This window comes from Streptomyces sp. NPDC048352, assembly GCF_040651895.1.
GTDB lineage: Bacteria > Actinomycetota > Actinomycetes > Streptomycetales > Streptomycetaceae > Streptomyces.
This window is the reverse complement of the sequence record NZ_JBEZKZ010000018.1, coordinates 87,191-109,916: the sequence shown is the minus strand read 5'-3', so window position 1 is coordinate 109,916 and position 22,726 is coordinate 87,191. Positions and strand designations below refer to the sequence as shown.

The following is a 22,726-nucleotide window of genomic DNA, read 5'->3' as shown; positions in this document are numbered from 1 at the left end:
CCCGCCGCGGGGGTCGCCGCCGCGCCCCCCGCCCCCCCGCCCCGGGCGCCGCCCCCGCCGGGGGGCGGCGCGGGCGCCGGCGGGGCCCCCCCGGCCCCCCCCCCCCCCCCCGGCCGGGGCGGCGGCTTCCGCCGCGGCGGTGGTGTGGCCGAGCCGCCCGGGGGCATGCGCAGGGCATGGCCGTGATCGTCGGCACCTCCGGGTGGCAGTACCGCGACTGGTCGGGCGTGCTCTACCCGCCGGACCGGCCCCAGCGGCTGTGGCTGGAGGAGTACACGCGCCACTTCCCCACCGTGGAGAGCAACAACGCCTTCTACCGGCTGCCGTCGCCCGAGACGTTCGCCCAGTGGCGCGACCGCACTCCGCCCGGCTTCGTGATGGCCGTGAAGGCCAGCCGCTTCCTCACCCACATCAAGCGCCTGCGCGACCCGGCCGAGCCGGTCCACCGGCTCATGGCGCACGCCGCCTCCCTCGGGGACCGGCTCGGCCCCGTCCTGCTCCAGCTCCCGCCGACGCTGAAGGGCGACCCGGAGGCGCTCGACGCCTGCCTGGCCTGCTTCCCCGCCGGTACGCGCGTCGCCGTCGAGCCCCGGCACGACTCGTGGTGGACCCCGGCCGTGCGGTCGGTGCTCACCGAGCGCGGCGCCGCCCTCTGCTGGGCGGACCGCGGGTCGCGGCCGGTGACCCCGCTGTGGCGCACCGCCGACTGGGGCTACGTGCGCTTCCACGCGGGCCGCGCCCGCCCCTGGCCGCGGTACGGCCGCACCGCCCTGCGCACCTGGGCGGAACGGATCGCCGACACCTGGCCCCGGGAGGCGGACGTCTTCGCCTACTTCAACAACGACCCCGGCGCGGCGGCGGTGACCGACGCGCGGGTCTTCGTACGGCTGGTGGCCAAGCCGTAGACCGGCGTGTGGCGGCTCGTGTCCCTCAGCCGGCCGGAACGGCCGTGTCCGGGTGCGGGAGCGTCGCCCCGCCCCCGGCGCGCACGGCCAGCAGGACCGCGTCGTGCAGGGTGCGGCTGGCCTCCTCGCTCGGACAGGGGACGGGGCTGCCCGACAGCGTGAACCACTCCGTACCGCCGCTGTGCTGCACGGCGACGTGGGCCAGGCCGTCGGCCTCGGTCCAGGTCGTGTGGACGTCGAGCTCACCGGTCAGGACGCCCGCGTCGGCGGTTCTGGCGCCGCCCCGTCCGGCGTAGATGCCACAGGTGGTCCATGATGCCCAGCTCATCCGGCCTCCAGGATCGGTCGGTCCCGTAAACGCACGGGACATCGGTGGGTCTGGGGTGATACCCACCGTTGAGGACCGTTATACCCGGCTATCCACCGAATTTTATCCGGCGTACCCTTTACGGCCGCGTGGCGGTGACCAGGTAGTAGTCCAGCAGGCGCTGCTCCCAGGCGGCCCGGAAGTTGCGCGGCCAGGTCCCCGGCTCCCAGTGCCTGGCGAGCCAGCCGTCCCAGCCGGGCCAGACCTCCGCGCCGATGGAGACCGTCCGCACGCCGACGAGACCGGCGTCGGTGAACGCGTCGGCCAGCTGCCCCACGGGCCGGGCGATGTCCAGGCCGCTGGCGAACGTCTGGAGCAGCCCGGCAAGCCGGTCGGCGGGCGCGGGAGCGCCGTCCACGGTGAAGAAGCTGGCGACCGCGACCCGTCCGCCCGGCCGCAGCACCCGCGCCGTCTCCCGGGCGAACGCCGCGAGGTCGGGGAAGTGCTGGGCCGCCTCGACGCTGTAGAGGCAGTCGAACCGCCCGCTGTCGAGCGGCAGGCTCTCGGCGGCGCCCAGGACGAAGCGCAGCCGGTGCGGCTCGGCCTCCAGCAGGGCGGCGTTGACGTCGCGGGCCCGCTGGAGCTGCTGGGGGTGGACGTCGACACCGGTGATCCCGGCGGGTCCGTACTCCTCCAGGGCGAGCGCGCAGCCCAGGCCGAGGCCGCAGCCCACTTCCACGGCCCGCCCGCCCCGGGGAGCGGCGGCGTCCAGGACGTGCCGGTAGAGGTCGCGCTCGCTGCGGAGCCGGTCGCCCTCCGACAGCGGGCCTTCGAGGTCGACGGCCTTCCAGTAGCCGAAGTTGATGAACCCTCCGCAGAACACGGGAACGGAACTCAGATCGGCCGGTCCGTACGTCTCCCACACCGCGGGCCGCACGACCGGAGCGGGCTGCCGCCGGTGCTCAGCTGCCACTGCCCCTCCACCTCCCTGACGCGGAGGACGCCCGCCCCCGGCCGCCCCCAGTGTGGCCCCGGCGGCCGCGTCGCGACAGACCGCCCCGCCCGGGGCGGGGGGTCAGCCGCCGGTGCGGGACGGGGCGAGGAGCACGAAGTCGGCGTTCGACGGGTCGAGGCAGACGGCGAGACGGCCGACGCCCTCCACGTCCTGCGGGCCCATCTGGACGGTGCCGCCGTTCCCGGTGACCGCCGCCACGGCGGCGTCGCAGTCGGCCACGGCGAAGACGGGGTGCCAGTACGGGCGGCCGTTCGCGAGGGAGAGGTGGTCCGCGGGCATCTCCATGAGACCGCCGTGCATGCGCTCCTCGGGAAGGTCCGCCGGGGTGATGAGCGCGTAGGCGCCCCCGCCCCCGGGCAGCTCCATGTCGCTGAACCGCCAGCCGAGGACGCCCCCGTAGAACTCCTTCGCCGCCGCGGCGTCACTCGTGTACAGCTCGGTCCAGCACAGCGAACCCGGCTCGTCCACCAGCTCGACGCCCGTGTCCGTGCCCGGCTGCCAGACGGCGAACTGTCCCCCGAGGGGGTCGCTGTACTGCGCCATCCGGCCCCACTCGTCCAGGTCCAGGGGAGCCACCCGGACCGTGCCGCCCGCCCGCTCCACCGCCCGGGTGGCGGCGTCCGCGTCGGTGACGTGGTAGTAGATCATCCAGGCCGGCCGGGCGCCCTCCTCGGTGAGCTTGCCGAGCCCGGCGACGACCTTCCCGTCCTTGCGGAACATCCCGCCGTCCATGGCGCCCATGGGCTCGTACTCCCATCCGAGGACGGCGCCGTAGAAGGCCGCGGCGGACCGGACGTCCGGGGCGCCGAGGTCGAGCCAGCAGGGGGAGCCGGGGACGAAATCGGTGGTGATCATGAAAGTGGCCTTTCGCGGGTCCTGAACGGTCCCAGCCTGGCACCGACGACCGCCCCCCGCCCGTCGGCCTCCCCTCCCGGCCTGGTCAGGACGCCCCGCGGGACGCGTACGCGCGGACGTCCGCGTCGGGGTCGGCCGCGGCCGCGGCCAGCGCGGTGCGGGCCTGCGGCACCTCGCGGTGCGGGAGGAGGGACAGCACGGCGGCCTTGCGGACGTCCGCGTTCGGGTCGGCCAGGGTCCTGGCCAGGGCGGGGACGGCCTGCGCCGGCGCGGCGGCGCGCAGGGCGGCCGCGGCGCCGGCCCGCACCTGCCACGCCGGGTCCCCGAGCGCGGCCTCGGCCCGCGCGGCGTACCCGGGCGGGCACCCCGTGGCGGCCAGTGCGCCGAGGGCAGCGCCGCGGACCAGCGGGTCGGGGTCGTCCAGCAGGGGGTCGAGGGGCGAGGGGGCCGGTTCGCGGACGGCCGCGAGGGCGCGGGCCACCGCGACGCGGACCTCGCGGGCGGGGTCGGCGGCCGCCCGCGCCAGTTCCGCCACCGCGTCCACCGAGACCAGGGCCCGGACGGCGGTGATGCGGACCTCGACGTCGGTGTCGGCGAGAGCGGCCCCGTACACCCCGCCGTCGCCCAGCCGCAGCGTCCGCAGCACCTCCAGCGCGGCCGCCCGCACGGCCGGGTCGCCGACGCCCAGCGCCGCGCGCAGCCCGGCCGCCAGCTCCGGCTCGGCGGGCAGCACCTCGACCAGCTCGCGCAGCGCGGCCGCGGCGGCGGCCCGGACCTCGGGCGCCGGGTCGCGCAGGCACGCGGCGAGCGCGGGCCCGGCGCCGTCCGGCACGGTCTCGCCGAGGACGGCCACCGCGGCCGCCCGCACCCCGGGATCGGCGTGGGCCACGTAGGGCCGCAGCGCCTCCAGGCCGGGGGCCTCCTCGGCGAGGGAGAGCAGGCGCAGCAGGGCCGGACCGGGCGCGGCGACCCCACCGGACCCCGTCGGAGCCGCAGCCGCAGCCGTCGGAGCCGCAGCCGCCGGGCGGGCCGCCGGAGCGGCGTCCCGGGGACCGGCCGTGGCCACCGGCACCAGCGCGACCTCGCCCAGCCACCGTTCCGGTCCCGCCTCCGGGGCGAACCCGTCCACCGGGACCGTGTACGGCTCGACCGGCCGCGCGGTGAACTCCATCGCGCCCGACGGCGACTTGCGCAGGTCGAGGTGGTGCAGCCAGCCCGCGTCGTCCTGCTCCGGGTGGTCCGTCCGCTCGTGGTACAGGCCCCAGCGGGACTCCGTGCGCGCCAGCGAGGCCCGGGCGGCCATCTCCGCGCAGTCCCGGATGAAGGTGACCTCCGCGCACCGCATCAGCTCGTGCGCGGTGCGCGCCCCCATCCCGGCGATCTCCCCCGACATCCTGGTGAACGCCTCCACGGCCAGGGACAGCCGCGCCCCGGACTTCGGCGGCGCCACGTAGTCGTTGACGAACCGCCGCAGCTTGTACTCCACCTGCGGCTGCGGGGGGCCGTCCGGGTTGCGCAGCGGCCGGTAGACGAGCTCGTGGGCCGCGGCGAGCTGGTCCCGGGGCAGCTCCCCCCCGTACGCCCGGTACTGCGCGGCGTCCTCGCCGGCCAGGTCCCCGAAGACGAACGCGCCGATCATGTAGTTGTGCGGTACGCAGGCCAGGTCGCCGGCCGCGTACAGCCGGGGCACGGTGGTGCGGGCGTGGGCGTCCACCCGGACCCCGGAGGCGGAGTGACCGCCGCACAGCCCGATCTCCGAGATGTGCATCTCGATGTCGTGGGTGCGGTAGTCGTGGCCGCGGCCCTCGTGGAACGTGCCGCGGGTGGGCCGCTCCGTCGTGTGCAGGATCGATTCGACCGCGGCGACGGTCTCCTCGGGCAGATGGCTGAGCTTGAGGTACACCGGGCCCCGGTCGGAGGCGAGTTCGGCCGCGAACTCGGCCATCATCTGCCCCGACCAGTAGTCCGACTCGACGAACCGCTCGCCGTGCCGGTTCACCTGGTAGCCGCCGAAGGGGTTCGCGACGTACGCGCAGGCCGGCCCGTTGTAGTCCTTGATCAGCGGGTTGATCTGGAAGCACTCGATCCCGGTGAGCGCGGCCCCCGCGTGGTAGGCCATGGCGTAGCCGTCACCGGCGTTCGTGGGGTTCTCGTACGTCCCGTACAGGTAGCCGGAGGCGGGCAGCCCGAGCCGGCCGCAGGCCCCGGTGGCCAGGATCACCGCGCCGGCCCGTACGGTGACGAACGCCCCGGTGCGGGTGTCGAACCCCGCCGCGCCGATGGCCCGCCCGTCGTCGGGGTGGGTGAGCACCCGGACCGGCATCACCCGGTTCTCGATCCGGATCCGCTCGCGCATCTCACGGCGCCGCAGCTGCCGGTACAGCACCTTCTTGACGTCCTTGCCCTCCGGCATCGGCAGGACGTAGGAGCCGGAGCGGTGCACCTGGCGGACCGCGTACTCGCCGTGCTCGTCCTTCTCGAACTTCACGCCGTACGACTCCAGGCGCTGGACCATCGCGAAGCCGCGGGTCGCGGTCTGCCGGACGGTGGACTGGTCGACGATGCCGTCGTTGGCGCGGGTGATCTCCGCGACGTAGTCGTCCGGTTCGGCGCGGCCCGGGACGACCGCGTTGTTGACCCCGTCCATGCCCATGGCGAGGGCCCCGGAGTGCCGCACGTGCGCCTTCTCCAGCAGCAGTACGTCCGCGCCGCGCTCGGCGGCGGTCAGCGCGGCCATCGTGCCGGCGGTGCCGCCGCCGATGACGAGGACGTCGCAGGACAGCTCGGTCGCGTCGGCGAGGTCGGGGACGGCGAGGTCGGGGAGGGCCGGGGGAGCGTCCACCTTGGTGTCCACGGGGGTGCCTTTCAGAGGGATTCGAGAATGCGGCGGCGCAGTGCGGCCGTGGCCGGGGCGTGCTGCGCGTCGCGCCGGCGCGGATGCGGTACGTCCAGCACCCGTCCGGAGTCCAGCAGGGCGACCCGGTCGCCGAGGTGGAGGGCCTCGTCCACGTCGTGGGTGACGAAGACGACGGTCGCGCCGGTGCCCCGCAGGATGTCCACCAGCAGGTCCTGCATGCCGGCGCGGGTGCGCGCGTCGAGCGCGCCGAAGGGCTCGTCCATCAGGACCGCCCGGGGCCCGCCGGCCAGCGCGCGGGCCAGCTGCACGCGCTGCCGCTGGCCGCCGGAAAGCTGGTGCGGCAGCTTCTGCGCGTGCCCGGCCAGCCCGACCCGGTCCAGCCAGGCGGCCGCGGACCGGCGCCGCTCGGCCCGGGGGACCCGCCGGATCGCCAGCGGCAGTTCCACGTTGGCGCGGACCGTGCGCCAGGGCAGCAGCGCGTCGTGCTGGAAGACCAGTGCCCGGTCGCGGCCGGGCCGGGTGACCGGCTCACCGTCCTGCGTGACCCGCCCGTCCAGCGGGGGGAGCAGTCCGGCGAGGGTGCGCAGCAGGGTCGACTTCCCGCAGCCGGAGGGCCCGACCACGGTCAGCAGTTCGCCCGGGGGGATGCGCAGGGTGACGGGGTCCGGCAGGACGGCGCCGCCGGGGTGGCCGAGCCGTACGCCGAGCAGGGCGAATTCGGCGCCGGCCGGCAGGGGAGGGGCGGGCGGGGCGGTGGTGGTGCTCACGGGACGGGCTCCTTACGGGGGACGGCGGTACGGGGCGCCGGCGCCCCGGCGGCGGAACGGCCGGCCCCGCGGTCCGCCGGACGGCGTGTCCCGGCGGACGCCCGTACGGCCGGGCGGGGCAGCCAGGCGGTGGCGCGGCGGCCGAGCAGCTCCACGGCGGTGGAGGTGAGCCAGCCGAGGGCGCCGATGGTGGCCATGCCGACGAACACGCCCGGGTAGTCGACCACCGTGTAGTCCTGCCAGGTGCGGTAGCCGACCCCGTACTCGCCGGAGATCATCTCCGCGGAGATCACGCAGATCCACGCGACGCCGATGCCCACCGACAGGCCGCCGAAGACGCCCGGCAGGGCGCCGGGCAGCACCACCGAGAACAGCACCCGCGACCGTCCGCCGCCCATCGTCAGCACGGCCTCCTCCCAGACGGGGCTGAGCGCCCGGACCGCGTGCCGGGTCGAGACCACCACCGGGAAGAAGGCCGCGGCGAAGGTGATGAACACGATGCCCTGCTCGTTGGTGGGAAGCAGCAGGATGGCGACCGGTACCAGGGCGATGGCCGGCACCGGGCGCACCACCTCCACCAGCGGGCCCAGCAGGTCGGCAGCCCACCGGGAGCGGGCGACGGCCGTGCCGGCCGCCACCCCCAGCACGGCGGCCAGGACGAAGCCCGCCCCGATCCGGCGCAGGCTGTGGCCCAGGTCCTGCCAGTACGCGCCGGTGCCGAGCCGGTCGGCGAAGGCGGAGGCCACCTCGCCGACCGTCGGGAACTGCTCGAAGCGGAGCCACAGGTTCACGTCCAGGGAGGTCAGCAGCTGCCACAGCCCGAGGGCCGCGGCCAGGGAGGCGGCGCGCAGCAGCCGGCGGCCCGCGCTCATGAGGCCGGGCCCGCGGCGGAGGCCAGGCCCACCGCCTCCTCGTAGCCGACGGCCCGTGCTCCGGCGTGCTGTGCCACGTAGCCCTTCGCGCCGGCCGGGGTGAGGAAGGCGCGCAGCTCGGAGCCGTCCGCCACCCACACCGCCTTGTCGGCGAACCACAGCGTGCCGGTCAGCGCGTCCGGCACGTAGGCCGCCCGCACGTCGGCGCCCTTGGCGGCCTTCAGCAGCTCCCTCGGGCTGTCGAAGGAGGCCGTGGTGTCCTGGCCCTTCAGCCACAGCTCGGGCCTGGCCGCGGCCGCCTTCGGATAGGCCGCGTCCCGCACGGCCCGCTCCAGCGGAGCCGGGTCGACGAAGGCGTCGACGTCGACGTCGCCCACCAGCCCGGCCGCCTTCAGCACCGGCACGTCCTCCTTCAGCGCGGCGATCAGCTCCGGCCGCAGCGCCGGGTCGAAGGCGGCGATGCCGTTCGCGCCGTTGTAGAGGTACACCACCTCGGCCGGCAGCCCGGTCTCCTTGGCCACCGACTCCGCGGCGGCTACCGGCCGCGTGCGCAGGTAGTCGGTCGCCCGGCGCTGCGCCTTCAGGAAGTCGTCGAGCACCCCGGGCCGCTCACCGGCGAACTTCCGCCGGACGGTGACCCCGTGGAAGGTCGGCAGGTTCAGCTCGGCCCCGTCGTACACGGCTTTCGCCCGGCCCTCGAAGGCCAGCTGTCCGGGCCAGGCCACGAACTGCGACAGCGCGTCGGCACTGCCCGCCTGCAGGGCCGAAGCGCCCACGCTGGGCTGCTGGTTGAGCTTGTGGATGCCCTTCTCGGGGTCGATGCCGGCGCGCTGCAGGGCCCGGGTGAGGGTCCCGTCGGCGGCCGAGCCGACGCTGGTGGACACCTTCCTGCCGCGCAGGTCGGCCAGCGACTCCAGCTTCGAATCCGGCGCGACGACCACCGTGTTGAGGCCCCCGCGCAGGTTGTAGCCGGTGACGGACACCAGCGCGGTCGGCTGCTTCAGCTCCTTGCCCCGGGCGGCGTTGAGCAGCAGCGGGAAGTCGCCCATCGAGCCGATGTCGATCTTCCCCGCGGTCATCTGCGCGGTGATGGGGGCACCGGTCGCGTAGTCCTGCCAGTCGACCCGGTACGTCACCCCCTCCGTCCTGCCGCGCGCCGCCAGCTCCTCCTCGAAGTAGCCGAGGGAGCGCAGCAGGGTGCCCGCGGTGACCGTGTTGATGGTCTTGGACTGGTAGCCGACGGTCACCGTGACCGTCTTCGTCGGGCCGCCGCCCGCCCCGCCGCCGGCGCCGCCGCAGGCGGTGGCCAGCGGGAGCAGCAGGGCGGCCGACAGGGCGGGGGTGGCGAGTCTGCGGCGCATCGCGAGGGGGCCTCTCATCGGAGCAGGTAGGGCATGTTGACGGTCACCGCGCCGGTGGGGCAGCGCGCGGCGCACGGGCCGCAGTACCAGCACTCGTCCACGTGCATGTAGGCCTTGCCGTTGTCCTCGCGGATCGCGAGCGAGTCGAGCGGGCACATGTCGACGCAGAGCGTGCAGCCGTCGATGCACCGCGACTCGTCGATGGTCACGGGCACGTCGGCGCGCTGGGGTACCAGGGGCATGGCTTCTCCAAGGACCCGCGGGAGCGGGAAGAGGGGCGGGGGATCGGGGGCGCGGCGCCGTTCACGGGGAGCGGCGCAGCACGCCGCTCATGGTGATGCGGTCGCCGCGGAACCGGATGAACTCGAGGTCCACCGGCCGGCCGTCGGGCAGCCGGGTCAGTCGTTCCAGCATGAGGACGGCGGCACCGCGCGGGGCCTGGAGCACCGCGGCGGAGTGCGCATCGGCGTTGACGGCCTCCAGGGTGATCTCCGCATGGCCCAGCGGGCCGCCGGTCAGCGACTCCAGGAGCCGGAACACGTCCGTGTTCTCCAGGTCGCAGCCGAGCAGTTCACCGCCGATGTCCATGGGGAGGTAGGACAGGTCCAGGGACAGCGGCAGGCCGTTCAGGCGGCGCAGCCGCTCGATACAGAGCACGTCGGTGTGCTCCGGCAGGCCCAGCCGGTGGGCCACCGGCCCGGGAGCGGTCACGGGCCCGACGGTACGGACCTCGTTGGTGACCCGGCCGTGTTCGTGCAGGGTCTCGGCCAGGCCCTGGAGGCGCTCCAGACCGTGCGGGTACTTCTCGCACACCACCACCGTGCCGACACCCGGCTGACGGTCGATCAGCTGCTCGGCGCGGAGCAGGCCGAGGGCCTGCCGGACGGTGTTGCGGCTGGCCCGGTAGTCGGCGGCGAGGGCGTCCTCCAGGGGCAGGACCCCGCCGGGGAAGCCGCCCGCCAGGATCTGGTGGCGCAGCAGGTCGGCGAGCTGCCGGGCCTGGTCCGCACGCAGCCGCCGGCGGAGCGCTGCGGCGACCGGGCGGGTGGCGGGGGCGGGTTCGGCTGGCATGCGACGGAACGTACCGGGAGAGCCGCCCCGGTGGTGTTGCCGCAGTATTGCGCCACCTGACGCCCCGCTGGTACCGCGCTGACCTGCGGTTTTCCTGGAGGAACGACAAGATCCGCCACTACGGTGCCCATCATGTGGACCGGCGCGCGCCCACGATGCGAACGTCGGGCCCGACGCCCCCGCGCCGGGCCCGTCCGGCGGCCTCGTGCGGGGACCGGGTGGCCCGGTTCGCCGGGCTCGCCTATCCGCCGAGGGCGGGCAGGACCTTGTCGCGGTAGGCCTCGAAGAAGGCCTGCTGGTCGGGGCCGATCTGGCCGACGTACACCTCCGCGAAGCCCGCCTCCACGTAGGCGCGGACGGCCTCCACGTGCTCCTCCACGTCGGGGCCGCAGGGGACGCTGTCGGAGACCTGGTCGCGGGTCACGAGCTCGCTCGCCTGCTCGAAGTGGGCCGGGGTCGGCAGGATCTGGTTCAGCTCGCCCGGCAGCTGCTCGGTGGGCCACAGGCGGTGCACGGTCTCGACGGCCTTCTCCCGGTCCTCGCCCCAGCACACCTTGAGGCCGCCGATCACCGGCTTACCGCCGCCCCCCGCGTCCCGGAAGCGGCCGATGGCCTCCTCGTCCGGGCCCATGGTGACGAACCCGTCGCCGATGCGTCCGGCGAGCTCCGCCGCCTTCGGGCCGAAGCCGGAGACGTGGATGGGCAGCCGGCCGTGCGGCGCGGTGTACAGGCGGGCGTTCTCCACCGTGTAGTGGCGCCCCCGGTGGGTGACCTGACGGCCCGTGAAGAGCCTGCGCATCACCTCCACGGCTTCCTCCAGCATCTCGGCGCGCTCGTCGAACGCCGGCCACCGGTCGCCGAGGATGTGCTCGTTGAGGGCCTCGCCGGTACCCACGCCCAGCGCGAACCGGCCTTCGAGCAGTCGGCTCGACGTCGCCGCGGCCTGGGCCGTCACCGCCGGGTGCAGGCGCATGGTGGGGCAGGTGACCAGGGTGGTCACCGGCAGCTCCACGGTCTGGGAGATGGCTCCGATCATCGACCAGACGAGCGGGCTGTTGCCCTGCGCGTCGTTCCACGGGTGGAAGTGGTCGGAGATCGCCAGCCGGGTGAACCCGGCGTCGGCGGCCCGGCGGGCCTGCTCCAGGAGCTGGCCCGGGGTGAACTCCTCACAGGCCAGGAAGTAGCCGAACGCGGTCATCGGTCTCGTGCCTCCAGGGAGGGGAAGTGACGTGGGCCCCGCGGTCGGCGCGTGCCCCCGGCACCGGTGGACAAACATCGGTACGCCACCACGCCCCCCACCCGGGGTGCCGGGCGCGGGCGCTCGCACCGGTGGCCTCGGCGGTGTGCGGGGGAGTGGCGCGCGACGGTCGCGTGCGGTCCGCCCGTGCGCCGGGCGGATCCTCCCGCGCGTCCGGGGCGGGCCGCGGCCCCCCGTCAGGCCTGCCGGAACCGGTCGCGGTGGGCCGCCAGCCAGGTGGCGAAGTCCTGGAGCGCCGGGTTGATGCGGCGGACGGCCTCCAGGTCCCGGGCGCCGGTGAAGGAGGCCTCGCAGTCGGCGTAGAACTGGAACATGTTCCCGGCCTCCTCGGCGCCGGGGAAGCCGAGGGCGCGGAACGCGTCCGGCGTCAGCGGCCGGTACCGGACCGGCCGGCCCAGCGACTCGGTGAGGGCCGAGGCCATGTCGGCGACCCGCAGGTGCTCGCCGGCGATGCTGATGGTGGCGGCGACGTAGTCGGCGCCCCCCTTGAAGACGGCGTGCGCGGTCTTCCCGATGTCGTCGACGGCGATCCCGGAGAGCCGTTTGTCACCCATCGGGAAGACCAGGTCCAGGCCGCCGTCCTCCGCCTCCTGCGGCGCGAAGGAGCCCAGCAGGTTCTCCCAGTAGAACGTGGCCCGCAGGAACGTCACGGGCACGCCCGCGTCGAGGAAGTACTGGTCCGCCTCCGCCTTGCCGTCGAAGTGCGGGACCTTGTACTGCCCCTGGAGCGTCGGCATCCGGGGGTCGTCGACCGGGATGCAGTGGCGCGTGTCCTCCAGGGTCGACCAGATCGCGTGCTGCACGCCGGCGTGCCCGGCGGCCCGGGCGAGCGCCGCCGCCTGCCGCTTCTCGTGCGCGGCGTCCATGTCCTCCCAGAAGTTCGTCACCAGGAACGCCCCGTACGCCCCCTCGAAGGCGGCGGCCAGGCTCGCCTCGTCGTCCAGGTCGCCGCGGACCACCTCCGCCCCGAGCCGCACCAGCTCCCGCGCCCGTTCCGAGTCGGGGTGGCGCGTCACGGCGCGCACGGCGAAGTCCCCGTCCCGCTCCTCGAGCAGGGACCGGGCGAGGGCGCCGCCCTGCTGCCCGGTCGCGCCGAACACGGTGATCGTCCGCTTCCCGGTCATCGCCAGCCACCCACTCCCGCACGCACTTTCCGCGCCCCTCCGAGGACGCTTCCGCTGCGAAACCTACGGGCGGCGGCCCGGCCGCGACCGGCGCCACACGCGGGCCGCGCCCATATGGCCCTGGTGACGTCCCGCACCCGCACCCCGCGCGGCGGCCGGGCGGTGCCGCCCAGCCCAAGCCAATGGTGCTATCTTCATTGGCACCATGCTGCTGAGACTGAACACCGCGGAACGCCTCCCCCTGCACGAGCAGGTGGCGGGCGCGATCCGGCGGGCCGTGGCCGAGGGGGAGTGCGCGCCGGGTGACCGGCTGCCGTCCGCGCGGGACCTCGCGTTGGCGTTGGACGTCAACGTCAACACGGTCCTGCGCGCCCTGCGCGGCCTGCGTGACGAGGGGCTGCTGGAGTTCCGGCGGGGGCGGGGCGTGACCGTGGCCGCCGGGGCGGACCGCCGGTCGGAGCTGCTCGGCCGGGTGCGCGAACTCGTCGCCGACGCGGCGCACCTGGGCTACGGCAGGGCCGAACTCATCGAGATGATCAGGGGGTTGCCGTGAACGACCTGAACGAGCCGAACGACCTGAACGACCCGACGGGGCGCCCGGCCGTGGGATGGCGGGGGGCCGCCCTCTGGGCCGCCGGGATCTCCGCCGTGCTCGTCGCCCTGCCCTGGGCCGCGCGGGGGCGGCTGCCGGAGCGTCTGGCGACCCACTGGAGCGGGGTCTCGGGCGCACCCGACGGCTCGATGCCGATGTGGGCCGCCGCGCTCGTGCCCGCCCTGGTCTGGACGGCCCTGGTCCTGCTGACCGCCGGTATCGCGCGGTGGGACGGCGGGACGGCGGCCCGCGCCGCCCTGCCGGCCGGCGCGGTGTTCCTCGTCGGCGCTCAGGCCTGTGTCGTCCGGGCGAACCTGGACCGTGCGGACTGGCAGGAGGCCCGCTCGGTGGGCCCCGGGCTCGCCGTGACGCTCGCGGTGGCGGCCGCCGCGGGGCTGGCCGGCCGGCTGGCGGCCCGCCGCCGCCCCGCCGCGCAACCGCGCGCGACGGTGAGCGGTCCGAGCATGGAGATACCGGCCGGGGAGAGGTGCGTATGGCTCTCCCGGACGGCGAACCCCTGGCTGCGGGCGCTGGCCGGGGTCACCGGAGCCGGCGCGCTCGCCGCCGTGCTCGCCGGGGCTGCGGGCCTGGTCCCGCTGCCGTGGGCGGCCGTCGCACCGCTGGCCGTCACGTCCGTGGTGGTCCTCGCGTGCTCCTCCGTACGGGCGCGCGTCACCGAGCGGGGCCTCGACGTGGCCTTCGGTCCGCTCGGCTGGCCGGTGCGCCGGTGGGACGTCCGGGACATCGAGTCGGCGCGCGCCGAGGACCGGACGCCGGCCCAGGCGGGCGGCTGGGGGTACCGGCTCGGCGGCGCGGGGACGACGGTGATGCTCCGGGCCGGCGAGTGCCTGGTCATCCGCCCCCGGCGGGGCGGCGAGTTCGCCGTCAGCGTCGGGGACGCCGAGCGCGGGGCCGCGCTGCTGAACGCGCTGGCCGCGCGCCGGACCGCCTGAGGGCGGGCCGCCCGGGGGACGCCGTCACTGGCCCACCCTTCCGTCGACGCACTCCCGCAACAGGTCGGCGTGCCCGCAGTGGCGGGCGTACTCCTCGATCCTGTGCACCATCAGCTCCCGGACCGCGATGGCGTCCTTCCCGACCCGCTCGCCGAGGTCCGCGTACGCGGCCAGCGCGGCGTCGGCGGCGGCCTGCTCGCGCTCCAGATCGGCGTACGCGGCGTCGACGACGGCCTGTTCGGGGACCGCCCCCAGGAAGTCGGAGTCCCGCGCCCCGTACAGCCTCGGCAGCGGGTCGCCGTCGGTGGTGATCCAGTTGCGCCAGTCCCGTTCCACCTCGGCGAGGTGGCGGAGCAGGCCGAGCAGCGACATCGTCGACGGCGGCACCGACCGGCGGGCCAGCTGCTCCGGGTCCAGGCCCTCGCACTTCATCCGCAGCGTCAGGCGGTAGCCCGTCAGGAAGTCCAGCAGCGTCGCGAGCTCGCCGTCCGGACTGCTCTCGTCGCGGTGGCGGGGGTCGTCGCCGGGATCCGCCCACATGTCGGGGTAGACGGTCGCCCGGCTCCAGCGCTCGGTTCGCTCACTCATCCGGCCATGATCACGGCTGCCGAAGCGGCCCGCCACCGACTTACCGCCCCGGGAGCGGTGCAGCTCCCGGACCCGGGTGAGCCGCGTCTCACCGGGGCTCCGGCACTTGTCTATGCAACTCGTTGCATAGAAAGATCGGGGCATGGCGCTCGACCACGCGATCCTCGTCTCCCTGCTGGAGATGCCCGGCTCCGGCTACGAACTGGCCCGCAGGTTCGACCGGTCCATCGGCTACTTCTGGACCGCCACGCACCAGCAGATCTACCGGGTGCTGGGCCGCATGGAACGCGACGGCCTGCTCACCGTCCGCGAGGTGCCGCAGCAGGCCCGGCCGGACAAGAAGGAGTACTCCGTCGCCGCCCCCGGCCGCGCGGCCCTCTCGCAGTGGCTGCACGAGCCCATCGAACCCGAGAGCATGCGCCACGACCTCGCCGTGAAGATCCGGGGCGCCGCCTTCGACGACCCGGCCGCGCTGATCCGCGAGGTCGAACGGCACCACCGGGTGCACGGCGAACGGCTCGCCCGCTACCTCGCCGGGGAGCTGCGCGACTTCACCGGCCCCCTGGCCCCCGCCCCGCTCGACGCCGGACAGGAGCTCCAGCACGTGGTGCTGCGCGGCGGCATCGCGTACGAGCGCATGACGATCGCCTGGCTGGACGACGTACTCGCCACCCTCCGCCGCCTCGGCGCGACACCGCCCTCCGCCTGAACCGCACCGTCCTTCCGTCCTCCTCCTTTCCCCTCCCTCCTTCCGAAGGTGAACCTCCATGGCCGACTCCCTGCTGTTCAACCCGCGCACCTACGACCCGGCGCACTTCGACCCCGAGACCCGCAGGCTGCTGCGCGCCACGGTCGACTGGTTCGAGGAGCGCGGCAAGCGCAAGCTGATCGAGGACTACCGCACCCGCGCCTGGCTGGGGGACTTCCTCGCGTTCGCCGCCAAGGAGGGGCTCTTCTCCACCTTCCTCACCCCGGCCTCCGACGCCGGCCGGCCGGACCAGCGCTGGGACACCGCCCGGATCGCCGCCCTCAACGAGATCCTCGGCTTCTACGGCCTCGACTACTGGTACGCCTGGCAGGTCACCATCCTCGGCCTCGGCCCGGTCTGGCAGAGCGGCAACGCCGCCGCCCGCGCCCGCGCCGCCGAACTGCTCACCCAGGGCGAGGTCTTCGCCTTCGGCCTGTCCGAGCGCACCCACGGCGCCGACATCTACTCCACCGACATGCTGCTGGAGCCCGACGGCGACGGCGGCTTCCTGGCCACCGGCTCCAAGTACTACATCGGCAACGGAAACGCCGCCGGTCTCGTCTCCGTCTTCGGCCGCCGCACCGACGTCGAGGGCCCCGACGGGTACGTCTTCTTCGCCGCCGACAGCCGCCACCCGGCCTACCACCTCGTGCAGAACGTCGTCGACTCCTCCAAGTACGTCAGCGAGTTCCGCCTGGACGCCTACCCGGTGTCCCAGGACGACGTCCTGCACACCGGCCGCGCCGCCTTCGACGCCGCCCTCAACACCGTCAACGTCGGCAAGTTCAACCTCTGCACCGCCTCCATCGGCATCTGCGAGCACGCGATGTACGAGGCCGTCACCCACGCGCAGAACCGCATCCTCTACGGCCGCCCCGTCACCGCCTTCCCGCACGTGCGCCGCGAGCTGGCCGACGCCTACGTCCGCCTCGTCGGCATGAAGCTCTTCAGCGACCGCGCCGTCGACTACTTCCGCTCCGCCGGCCCCGAGGACCGCCGCTACCTGCTCTTCAACCCGATGACGAAGATGAAGGTGACCACGGAGGGCGAGAAGGTCATCGACCTGATGTGGGACGTCATCGCCGCCAAGGGCTTCGAGAAGGACACCTACTTCGCGGAGGCGGCCGTCGAGATCCGCAGCCTGCCCAAGCTCGAAGGCACCGTCCACGTCAACCTGGCGCTGATCCTCAAGTTCATGCGCAACCACCTGCTGGAGCCGGCCGACTACCCCGCCGTGCCCACCCGCCTCGACGCGGCCGACGACGACTTCCTCTTCCGGCAGGGCCCGGCCCGCGGCCTGGGCTCCGTACGCTTCCACGACTGGCGCCCCGCCTTCGACGCGTACGCCGACGTGCCGAACGTGGCCCGCTTCCGCGAACAGGCCGACGCCCTCTGCGAGTTCGTCACCCACCTCGCCCCCGACGAGGAGCAGGGCCGCGACCTCGACTTCCTGCTCTCCGTCGGCCAGCTGTTCGCCCTGGTGGTGCACGCCCAGCTGATCCTGGAGCAGGCCCGCCTGACGGACCTGGACCGCGACGTGCTGGACGAGCTGTTCTCCGTCCTGGTGCGCGACTTCTCCGGCCACGCCGTCGAACTCCACGGCAAGGACTCCGCCACCGCGGCGCAGCAGGCGTGGGCCCTGGCCGCCGTCCGCCGCCCGGTCGTCGACGAGGCCCGTGCCGCCCGGATCTGGCAGCGCGTCGAGGCCCTGTCGGGTACGTACGAGATGGCGCCGTAGCGAACGCGGGCCGGCCGGGGCGGTACACCGCCCCGGCCGGCCCGGCGACGCCGCGGCTCACACGGTCCAGCGCAGCACCGCCCCCAGGCCGCCCGCCGGGCCCGGCATGCCCGCCGGGACCACGAGGACCTCGCAGCCGGCCGCGGCCGCCGAACGCAGCAGCGCGTCGTCCGCGCGGGCGAGTACGGGCCGGTCGACGCCCATCGCCTGCGCCTGGCCCCGCTGCACGGCGACCTCGTCCACGCCGGGCCCGATCCACACCTCACGCGCCGCGTCCGAGCCCTCCGGACCGAGGAGCAGCGTCGCCACCTGGTGGCTCCGCACGGCGTCCACCACGGCGGGCATGCCCTCGGCGGCCTGGCCCGGCCCGGTGTCCACGGTCGACTCCCGGTGCTCGCCGGGCCGGCCCCGGCCCCTGCGGAAGCGTTCCAGGGCGCTCTCCAGCCGCCCGCGGGCGAAGTCCTCGCGCACCCGCGCGATCTCGCGGTCGAGGGCGTCGTGCGAGGCTCCGGGCGACCGGCCGCCGCTGTCGATCTCGACCGTCACCGCCCGCATCTGCTCGGGCAGGCGGCTGAGGACGGCCCGGCGCTCACGGGGATCGCCGCTCAGCACCACCAGGTCCGCGCCGCTCCCCGGCCACTGCCGGGCCAGCTCCGCCGCGATGACGCCGGCCGTCTCGTTCCAGGTGTTCTCGACCTTGTTGCGGTAGTGCCACTCGTACCGGTCTCCCGGCACGCTGCGGTGCCCGCGGCCCTCCCGCTCCCTGCCCTGCGCCTCGCCCACCGCCTCCCGGCGCAGGGAGTCGCGCAGCTCCAGATCGGCACCCGTACGGTCGATGTGGGCCACCAGGCAGCCCGGCTCCTCGCCACGCAGCGCGGCCAGCGGCGCGATGTGCGGCAGCACCGACCAGGTCGCCTCGGTGGTGGCGGGGGCCCTGGCGAGCGGGACGTCGAGGACGACCTCGGCGCCCGAGGCGAACAGCGCCCGCCCAGGCGGGGCACCGGCGGGGGGCTCCCCGGCGAGCCGGTCCACCACGGCGCGGACGGTGTAGGCGTCGGCGTCCGCGTCGATCAGCTGGGAGGCGACCGCCCGCTCGCGCAGTGCCTGGATCCGCTGCGCGTCCTCGGTCGCGCGCGTGGTCTCGACGTACACCGAGGCCCAGGGGCCGGTACGGGCGAAGAGGGGTTTCAGAAAACCGAGTTCCATGACGTCCCCCAGGGGGTTCCGGAAGGCCTGACGGGCCTCCTCCAGGATGCCCCGCGCGCCCTGCGCGTGCCCGCCGACCGGGTGGTCCCCGGACCCGCGGTGGTACGCGGACAGCCGCGTGCGGGGCAGGGAACGCGCCACCGGCACCCCCGTCGGCACCTGCCGGCGCCACCAGAGCCCTCCGGCAGGTCCGTCCCGGCCGGTGGGGACCGGCCGGGACGGCGGACGGCGGACACCGGCTCAGGCGAGGTCGAACCGGTCCAGGGTCATCACCTTGTCCCACGCCGCCACGAAGTCACGGACGAACTTCTCGCCCGCGTCCTGGCAGGCGTAGACCTCGCACAGGGCGCGGAGCTGCGAATGCGCGCCGAAGACGAGGTCGACGGCCGTGGCGGTCCACTTGACCTCGCCCGTGCCGCGGACCCGGCCTTCGAACACGTTCTCGTCCGAGGTCGAGGCCTTCCACTCCGTCCCCATGTCCAGCAGGTTGACGAAGAAGTCGTTGGTCAGCGTCTGCGGCCGGCTGGTGAAGACACCGTGCCGGGACCCGTTGAAGCCGGTGCCCAGGGCCCGCATGCCGCCCGCCAGCACCGTCATCTCGGGGGCGGTCAGCGTCAGCATGTTCGCGCGGTCCAGCAGCAGGGTCTCCGGCGACAGCTTCTCGCCCGCCTTCAGGTAGTTGCGGAAGCCGTCCGCCCTGGGTTCCAGTACGGCGAAGGACTCCACGTCGGTCTGCTCCTGCGAGGCGTCCGTACGCCCCGGCGCGAACGGCACGGTGACGGAGTGCCCCGCGTCCTTCGCCGCCTTCTCCACGGCCGCGCACCCGCCCAGGACGATCAGATCGGCGAGGGAGACCTTCTTCCCGCCGGTCTGCGAGGCGTTGAAGTCCTGCCGGATCCGGTCGAGGGCCTCGACCGTCTGCGCCACCTCGGGTACCGCGTTGACCTCCCAGTCCTTCTGCGGCGCGAGCCGGATCCGCGCCCCGTTGGCGCCGCCCCGCTTGTCGGTGCCCCGGAAGCTCGCCGCCGCGGCCCAGGCGGTGCCGGCCAGCTGGGAGACGGACAGCCCCGAGCCGAGGATCCGGGCCTTGAGGTCGGCGGTCTCCGCGTCCCCGATCAGCTCGTGACCGGCCTCCGGGACGGGGTCCTGCCACAGCTGCGGCTCGGGGATCCAGGGGCCGAGGTAGCGCGAGACGGGCCCCATGTCGCGGTGCAGCAGCTTGTACCAGGCCCGGGCGAAGGCGTCCGCGAGCCGGTCCGGGTCCTCGTGGAAGCCCTTCGAGATCGGCCCGTAGACCGGATCCAGCTTCAGCGCGAGGTCCGTCGTCAGCATCATGGGGGCGTGCCGCTTCGACGGATCGTGGGCGTCGGGCACCGTCCCCTGGGCCGAGGCGTCCGTCGGCGTCCACTGCTTCGCGCCGGCCGGGCTCGTCGTCAGCTCCCACTCGTACCGGAACAGGTTGTCCAGGTATCCGTTGTCCCACTTCGTCGGCTCGGTCGTCCACGCGCCCTCCAGCCCGCTGGTGAGCGTGTCGCCCCCCTTGCCGGTGCCGTACGCGTTCGACCACCCGAGGCCCTGCTGTTCGAGCGGCGCGGCCTCCGGCTCCGGACCGATGTACTCCGGGTCGACCGCCCCGTGGCACTTGCCGAAGGTGTGGCCGCCCACGATCAGCGCGACCGTCTCCTCGTCGTTCATCGCCATGCGCCCGAACGTCTCGCGGATGTCCCGGGCCGCGGCGAGGGGGTCCGGGTTGCCGCCGGGCCCTTCCGGATTGACGTAGATGAGGCCCATCTGCACGGCGCCGAACGGCCCCGTCAGTTCCCTGTCGCCGCTGTAGCGCTCGTCTCCGAGCCAGGTGTCCTCGGGCCCCCAGAAGATCTCCTCCGGCTCCCAGATGTCCTCCCGCCCGAAACCGAACCCGAACGTCTTGAACCCCATCGACTCCATCGCGCAGTTGCCGGCGAAGACCAGCAGGTCGGCCCAGGAGATCGCGCGCCCGTACTTCTGCTTGACCGGCCAGAGCAGCCGGCGCGCCTTGTCGAGGCTCGCGTTGTCCGGCCAGCTGTTGAGGGGGGCGAAGCGCTGGGCGCCGGAGCCGCCGCCGCCCCGGCCGTCGGCGATCCGGTACGTACCCGCGGCGTGCCAGCTCATCCTGATGAAGAGCGGCCCGTAGTGGCCGTAGTCGGCGGGCCACCAGTCCTGCGACGCCGTCATCACCTCGAAGACGTCCCGCTTCAGGGCCTCGACGTCCAGGGCCGCGAACTCCTTCGCGTAGTCGAAGTCCTCGCCCATCGGGTTGGCGCGGGGCGAATGCTGGTGGAGCACCTGGAGGTCCAGCTGGTTCGGCCACCAGTCCCGGTTCGTCCTGGGGCGGGTCGGCGTGGCGGCCGGGGAGGGGATTGCGGGGTTCTCGCTTTCGCTGCCGGACACGTCCGTCCTTCTTCCTGTCTCGGTGTTTCCACCTGCTGGCTGCTTGCGACCCGCGCCCTCAGGCATGACGCCGATGACCGGGCGTGTGTCTGCGTCCGTATGGTCGCGCACGGCGGACCGCACGGCTGTGAGTAACACGCAGGGCGTGCCCGCACGAGACCGTCCGGGCGAGCCGGCGGCCGGGGGAGCGGGTGGGGTGTGGGGGTGCCGGGGGAGGGTAGGCGCCCGGCAGCCCCGGCAGGCAGGGCGCGCGTCCCGCGCGGTGCGGGGCGTGATCGGTTCCGGACGGCACGAGGGCTCCCCGAGGGCTCCAGACGAGGAGGGCACGCCATGTCCGCAGACCTTCCCGGGCCCGGCCGCCGCGAGCGGGAGGCGCGCGCCGAGACCCTGGTGGCGGCCGGGCCGCGCGGCGCACCGTGCTGGCTGAGCCTGACGGCACGGGACCTGGAAGCCGCGGAGGGCTTCTACGGCGACGTCCTGGGCTGGACGTTCAGGCCGGGAGGACTGGGCAGCACGTTCTCGGTGGCCGAGCTGGACGGAGTGCCGGTCGCGGGCCTCGGCGCGATGGCCGCCGAGCTGGCCGCTCCCGTGGCCTGGACGGCGTACTTCCGCGTGGACAGCGCGGACGAGGCCGCGGCCCGGGTACGCGAACGCGGCGGCACCGTCGGCGTCGGGCCCGTCTCCTACCCGCCCCGGGGCAGGGCGGCCCTGGTGGCCGACCGCGACGGAGCCGGCTTCGGCATCTGGGAGGGGCCGGTACTGGCCGGCTGGAGGGTCGGTGGCGGAGGGGCCCCCGCCTGGCTGGAGCTGCTGACCCGCGACGCCTTCGAGGCGGCCCTGTTCTACGGGCCGGTGCTGCAGTGGGCCGAGGACGATCCGGGCTCCTGCGTGGCGTCGTACGAGGACGACCAGGTGGTGCTGCGCAGCGGCGGCGAAGCGGTCGCCCGGCTGAACAGCGGGCCGGTGGAGGCCGCCGCCGAGAAGTCGCACGAGCGGCCCCGCTGGCTCGTCCACTTCCGGGTCCCCGACGTGCAGGAGGCCCAGGCGCGGGCCCTGGCCCGCGGGGCGACCGAGGTACCGGGGCCTGCCGGGCCGGGCCGGGCGCAGGTGACGCTCCGTGATCCCCAGGGAGCCCTCTTCACCCTCGACCGGCCCGCGGACGAGACGGCCTAGGGGGTGTCCGCGAAGTCCCGCCTGCCCTGCGACGCCTGGCACCGCGCCTCGCTGCGTTGTCGGGCCGGCCCGGGTACGTCCAGTACGCGGGCGGCCCTCCGCCTTGCGATGCACGGCACCAGACGCCGCAGGGCCCGCCCTTCGGGCGGCCGGCGCTACTTCGCGGACACCCCCTAGGGTTTGTTCGCCAGGGCTCCGAGGTACTGGTTGATCTTCTTGAGCCGGGCGTCGACGCCCTGCGCGGAGCGGGTCAGGGCCTGGAGTTCCTGGACCGCAGCCAGAGCGACCAGCAGGGTCGCCCGCGCGGCGGGATCGGTGACTTCCGTCAGTGCTGACCGGGCCTCTTCGGCGAGCTGTGCGGAGGCGGGGCCTGGAGCTGGTGCCGGATCCATGGCGTCATCCCTTCCGGGCGCGGGGCTGGGGCTCCGTCGCCGGGAGGGAGCGCCCACTCGGTCTGCGCGCCTGCCCCCGGCCCGCCCCGCCAAACGGCGCCGGCGGCGGCCCGTGCGTTAGCCGCGGGCGCCCATGGGCAGGCGCCGGGCACCGAGCCGTCGCACGAGGAGGTTCCGGTGAAGGCATCGAAGATCGTTTACAAGCCCGTCGGCCTGGCCCTCGGCGCCACCGGAGGCGCTCTGGCGGGGGCCGTGTTCAAGCAGATCTGGAAGCGGCTCGGGCACGAGGGCGACGCACCGAACGCCACCGACGAGGAGCGGTCGTGGCGGGAGATCCTCATGGCCGCGGCCCTGCAGGGAGCCCTGTTCGCCGCCGTCAAGGCGGTCATCGACCGCAGCGGGGCGGTGGCCGCCAGGCGCCTGACCGGTACCTGGCCCGCCTGACCGGACGCCCCGGCGATGGCGGGCCGGCCGCCCGTTTGGAGGCGGGGACCGCAGGGCAGACGCCGCCTGC

Annotated in this window: 22 protein-coding genes; 7 read left to right on the top strand and 15 right to left on the bottom strand. The window is 74.7% G+C overall.

The features are described 5' to 3' along the window. The first annotated feature begins 176 nt into the window (after positions 1-176). Positions 177-905 (top strand): DUF72 domain-containing protein, encoded by a 729-nt coding sequence (locus AB0D45_RS12825; RefSeq protein WP_362457839.1) that lies wholly within the window; start codon positions 177-179, stop codon positions 903-905. Between the two features lie 25 nt (positions 906-930). On the opposite strand, the gene AB0D45_RS12820 is transcribed toward AB0D45_RS12825, so the two are convergent. The 11 genes from AB0D45_RS12820 to AB0D45_RS12770 all read right to left on the bottom strand — a co-directional run bounded on the left by AB0D45_RS12820 (position 931) and on the right by AB0D45_RS12770 (position 12,392). Next, a complete protein-coding gene (locus AB0D45_RS12820) occupies positions 931-1,233 on the bottom strand; it encodes a hypothetical protein (RefSeq protein WP_361610546.1) in 303 nt (100 codons plus the stop codon). A 118-nt stretch (positions 1,234-1,351) separates the two neighbouring features. Continuing rightward, positions 1,352-2,185: a methyltransferase domain-containing protein gene (locus AB0D45_RS12815; protein ID WP_362457836.1), complete on the bottom strand. Its 834-nt coding sequence runs from the start codon at positions 2,183-2,185 to the stop codon at positions 1,352-1,354. Positions 2,186-2,287: 102 nt separating this feature from the next. Beyond that, positions 2,288-3,082: a VOC family protein gene (locus AB0D45_RS12810; protein ID WP_362457834.1), complete on the bottom strand. Its 795-nt coding sequence runs from the start codon at positions 3,080-3,082 to the stop codon at positions 2,288-2,290. Positions 3,083-3,167: 85 nt separating this feature from the next. Beyond that, positions 3,168-5,924 (bottom strand): fumarate reductase/succinate dehydrogenase flavoprotein subunit, encoded by a 2,757-nt coding sequence (locus AB0D45_RS12805; RefSeq protein ID WP_362457854.1) that lies wholly within the window; start codon positions 5,922-5,924, stop codon positions 3,168-3,170. Positions 5,925-5,947: 23 nt separating this feature from the next. Continuing rightward, positions 5,948-6,673, bottom strand: a complete 726-nt coding sequence (locus AB0D45_RS12800) for an ABC transporter ATP-binding protein (protein ID WP_362457851.1) — start codon at positions 6,671-6,673, stop codon at positions 5,948-5,950. Positions 6,674-6,702: 29 nt separating this feature from the next. Next, positions 6,703-7,578 carry an ABC transporter permease gene (locus tag AB0D45_RS12795; protein ID WP_362457831.1) on the bottom strand — a complete coding sequence of 292 codons (876 nt, stop codon included), beginning with the start codon at positions 7,576-7,578 and terminating at the stop codon, positions 6,703-6,705. Beyond that, complete coding sequence (locus AB0D45_RS12790; protein ID WP_362457828.1) at positions 7,575-8,957, bottom strand: ABC transporter substrate-binding protein; 1,383 nt, start codon at positions 8,955-8,957, stop codon at positions 7,575-7,577. Before AB0D45_RS12790 ends, AB0D45_RS12795 begins: the two co-directional genes overlap by 4 nt. Further along, positions 8,954-9,181, bottom strand: coding sequence for a ferredoxin family protein (locus tag AB0D45_RS12785; RefSeq protein ID WP_226733182.1), 228 nt, complete (start codon positions 9,179-9,181; stop codon positions 8,954-8,956). The genes AB0D45_RS12790 and AB0D45_RS12785 overlap by 4 nt, the downstream gene beginning before the upstream one ends. Before the next feature lie 61 nt (positions 9,182-9,242). Continuing rightward, complete coding sequence (locus tag AB0D45_RS12780; protein WP_362457825.1) at positions 9,243-10,010, bottom strand: GntR family transcriptional regulator; 768 nt, start codon at positions 10,008-10,010, stop codon at positions 9,243-9,245. A gap of 241 nt (positions 10,011-10,251) precedes the next feature. Beyond that, a complete protein-coding gene (locus tag AB0D45_RS12775) occupies positions 10,252-11,208 on the bottom strand; it encodes a TIGR03557 family F420-dependent LLM class oxidoreductase (protein ID WP_361610291.1) in 957 nt (318 codons plus the stop codon). Positions 11,209-11,444: 236 nt separating this feature from the next. Then, a complete protein-coding gene (locus AB0D45_RS12770; protein ID WP_362457822.1) occupies positions 11,445-12,392 on the bottom strand; it encodes an NmrA/HSCARG family protein in 948 nt (315 codons plus the stop codon). Between the two features lie 205 nt (positions 12,393-12,597). Between AB0D45_RS12770 and AB0D45_RS12765 the strand changes: the two genes are divergently transcribed. Both AB0D45_RS12765 and AB0D45_RS12760 read left to right on the top strand, forming a co-directional pair. Next, positions 12,598-12,945, top strand: coding sequence for a GntR family transcriptional regulator (locus tag AB0D45_RS12765; RefSeq protein WP_362457819.1), 348 nt, complete (start codon positions 12,598-12,600; stop codon positions 12,943-12,945). 50 nt (positions 12,946-12,995) lie between these two features. Beyond that, positions 12,996-13,937, top strand: coding sequence for a DUF1648 domain-containing protein (locus AB0D45_RS12760; RefSeq protein WP_362457848.1), 942 nt, complete (start codon positions 12,996-12,998; stop codon positions 13,935-13,937). Positions 13,938-13,961: 24 nt separating this feature from the next. Here the strand turns inward: AB0D45_RS12760 and AB0D45_RS12755 are convergent, their stop codons facing one another. Further along, a complete protein-coding gene (locus tag AB0D45_RS12755) occupies positions 13,962-14,525 on the bottom strand; it encodes a DUF664 domain-containing protein (protein ID WP_362457816.1) in 564 nt (187 codons plus the stop codon). Between the two features lie 142 nt (positions 14,526-14,667). Between AB0D45_RS12755 and AB0D45_RS12750 the strand changes: the two genes are divergently transcribed. Both AB0D45_RS12750 and AB0D45_RS12745 read left to right on the top strand, forming a co-directional pair. Beyond that, on the top strand, positions 14,668-15,234 hold the full coding sequence (locus AB0D45_RS12750) for a PadR family transcriptional regulator (RefSeq protein ID WP_362457814.1): 567 nt from the start codon (positions 14,668-14,670) through the stop codon (positions 15,232-15,234). A gap of 58 nt (positions 15,235-15,292) precedes the next feature. Further along, on the top strand, positions 15,293-17,011 hold the full coding sequence (locus tag AB0D45_RS12745; protein WP_362457811.1) for an acyl-CoA dehydrogenase family protein: 1,719 nt from the start codon (positions 15,293-15,295) through the stop codon (positions 17,009-17,011). Positions 17,012-17,068: 57 nt separating this feature from the next. Here the strand turns inward: AB0D45_RS12745 and AB0D45_RS12740 are convergent, their stop codons facing one another. Then, a complete protein-coding gene (locus AB0D45_RS12740; RefSeq protein ID WP_362457808.1) occupies positions 17,069-18,358 on the bottom strand; it encodes a hypothetical protein in 1,290 nt (429 codons plus the stop codon). A 99-nt stretch (positions 18,359-18,457) separates the two neighbouring features. Continuing rightward, positions 18,458-20,647, bottom strand: coding sequence for a catalase/peroxidase HPI (gene katG / locus AB0D45_RS12735; RefSeq protein WP_362457805.1), 2,190 nt, complete (start codon positions 20,645-20,647; stop codon positions 18,458-18,460). 330 nt (positions 20,648-20,977) lie between these two features. Here katG and AB0D45_RS12730 point away from each other — a divergent pair, with 330 nt between their 5' ends. Next, positions 20,978-21,820, top strand: coding sequence for a VOC family protein (locus AB0D45_RS12730; protein WP_362457802.1), 843 nt, complete (start codon positions 20,978-20,980; stop codon positions 21,818-21,820). A 173-nt stretch (positions 21,821-21,993) separates the two neighbouring features. On the opposite strand, the gene AB0D45_RS12725 is transcribed toward AB0D45_RS12730, so the two are convergent. Continuing rightward, the gene (locus AB0D45_RS12725; protein WP_362457799.1) at positions 21,994-22,212 is read right to left on the bottom strand and encodes a hypothetical protein; all 219 of its coding nucleotides are present in this window, start codon (positions 22,210-22,212) and stop codon (positions 21,994-21,996) included. Between the two features lie 177 nt (positions 22,213-22,389). On the opposite strand from AB0D45_RS12725, the gene AB0D45_RS12720 reads away from it, so the two are divergent. Continuing rightward, positions 22,390-22,656: a DUF4235 domain-containing protein gene (locus AB0D45_RS12720; protein WP_362457796.1), complete on the top strand. Its 267-nt coding sequence runs from the start codon at positions 22,390-22,392 to the stop codon at positions 22,654-22,656. Positions 22,657-22,726: the final 70 nt, after the last annotated feature.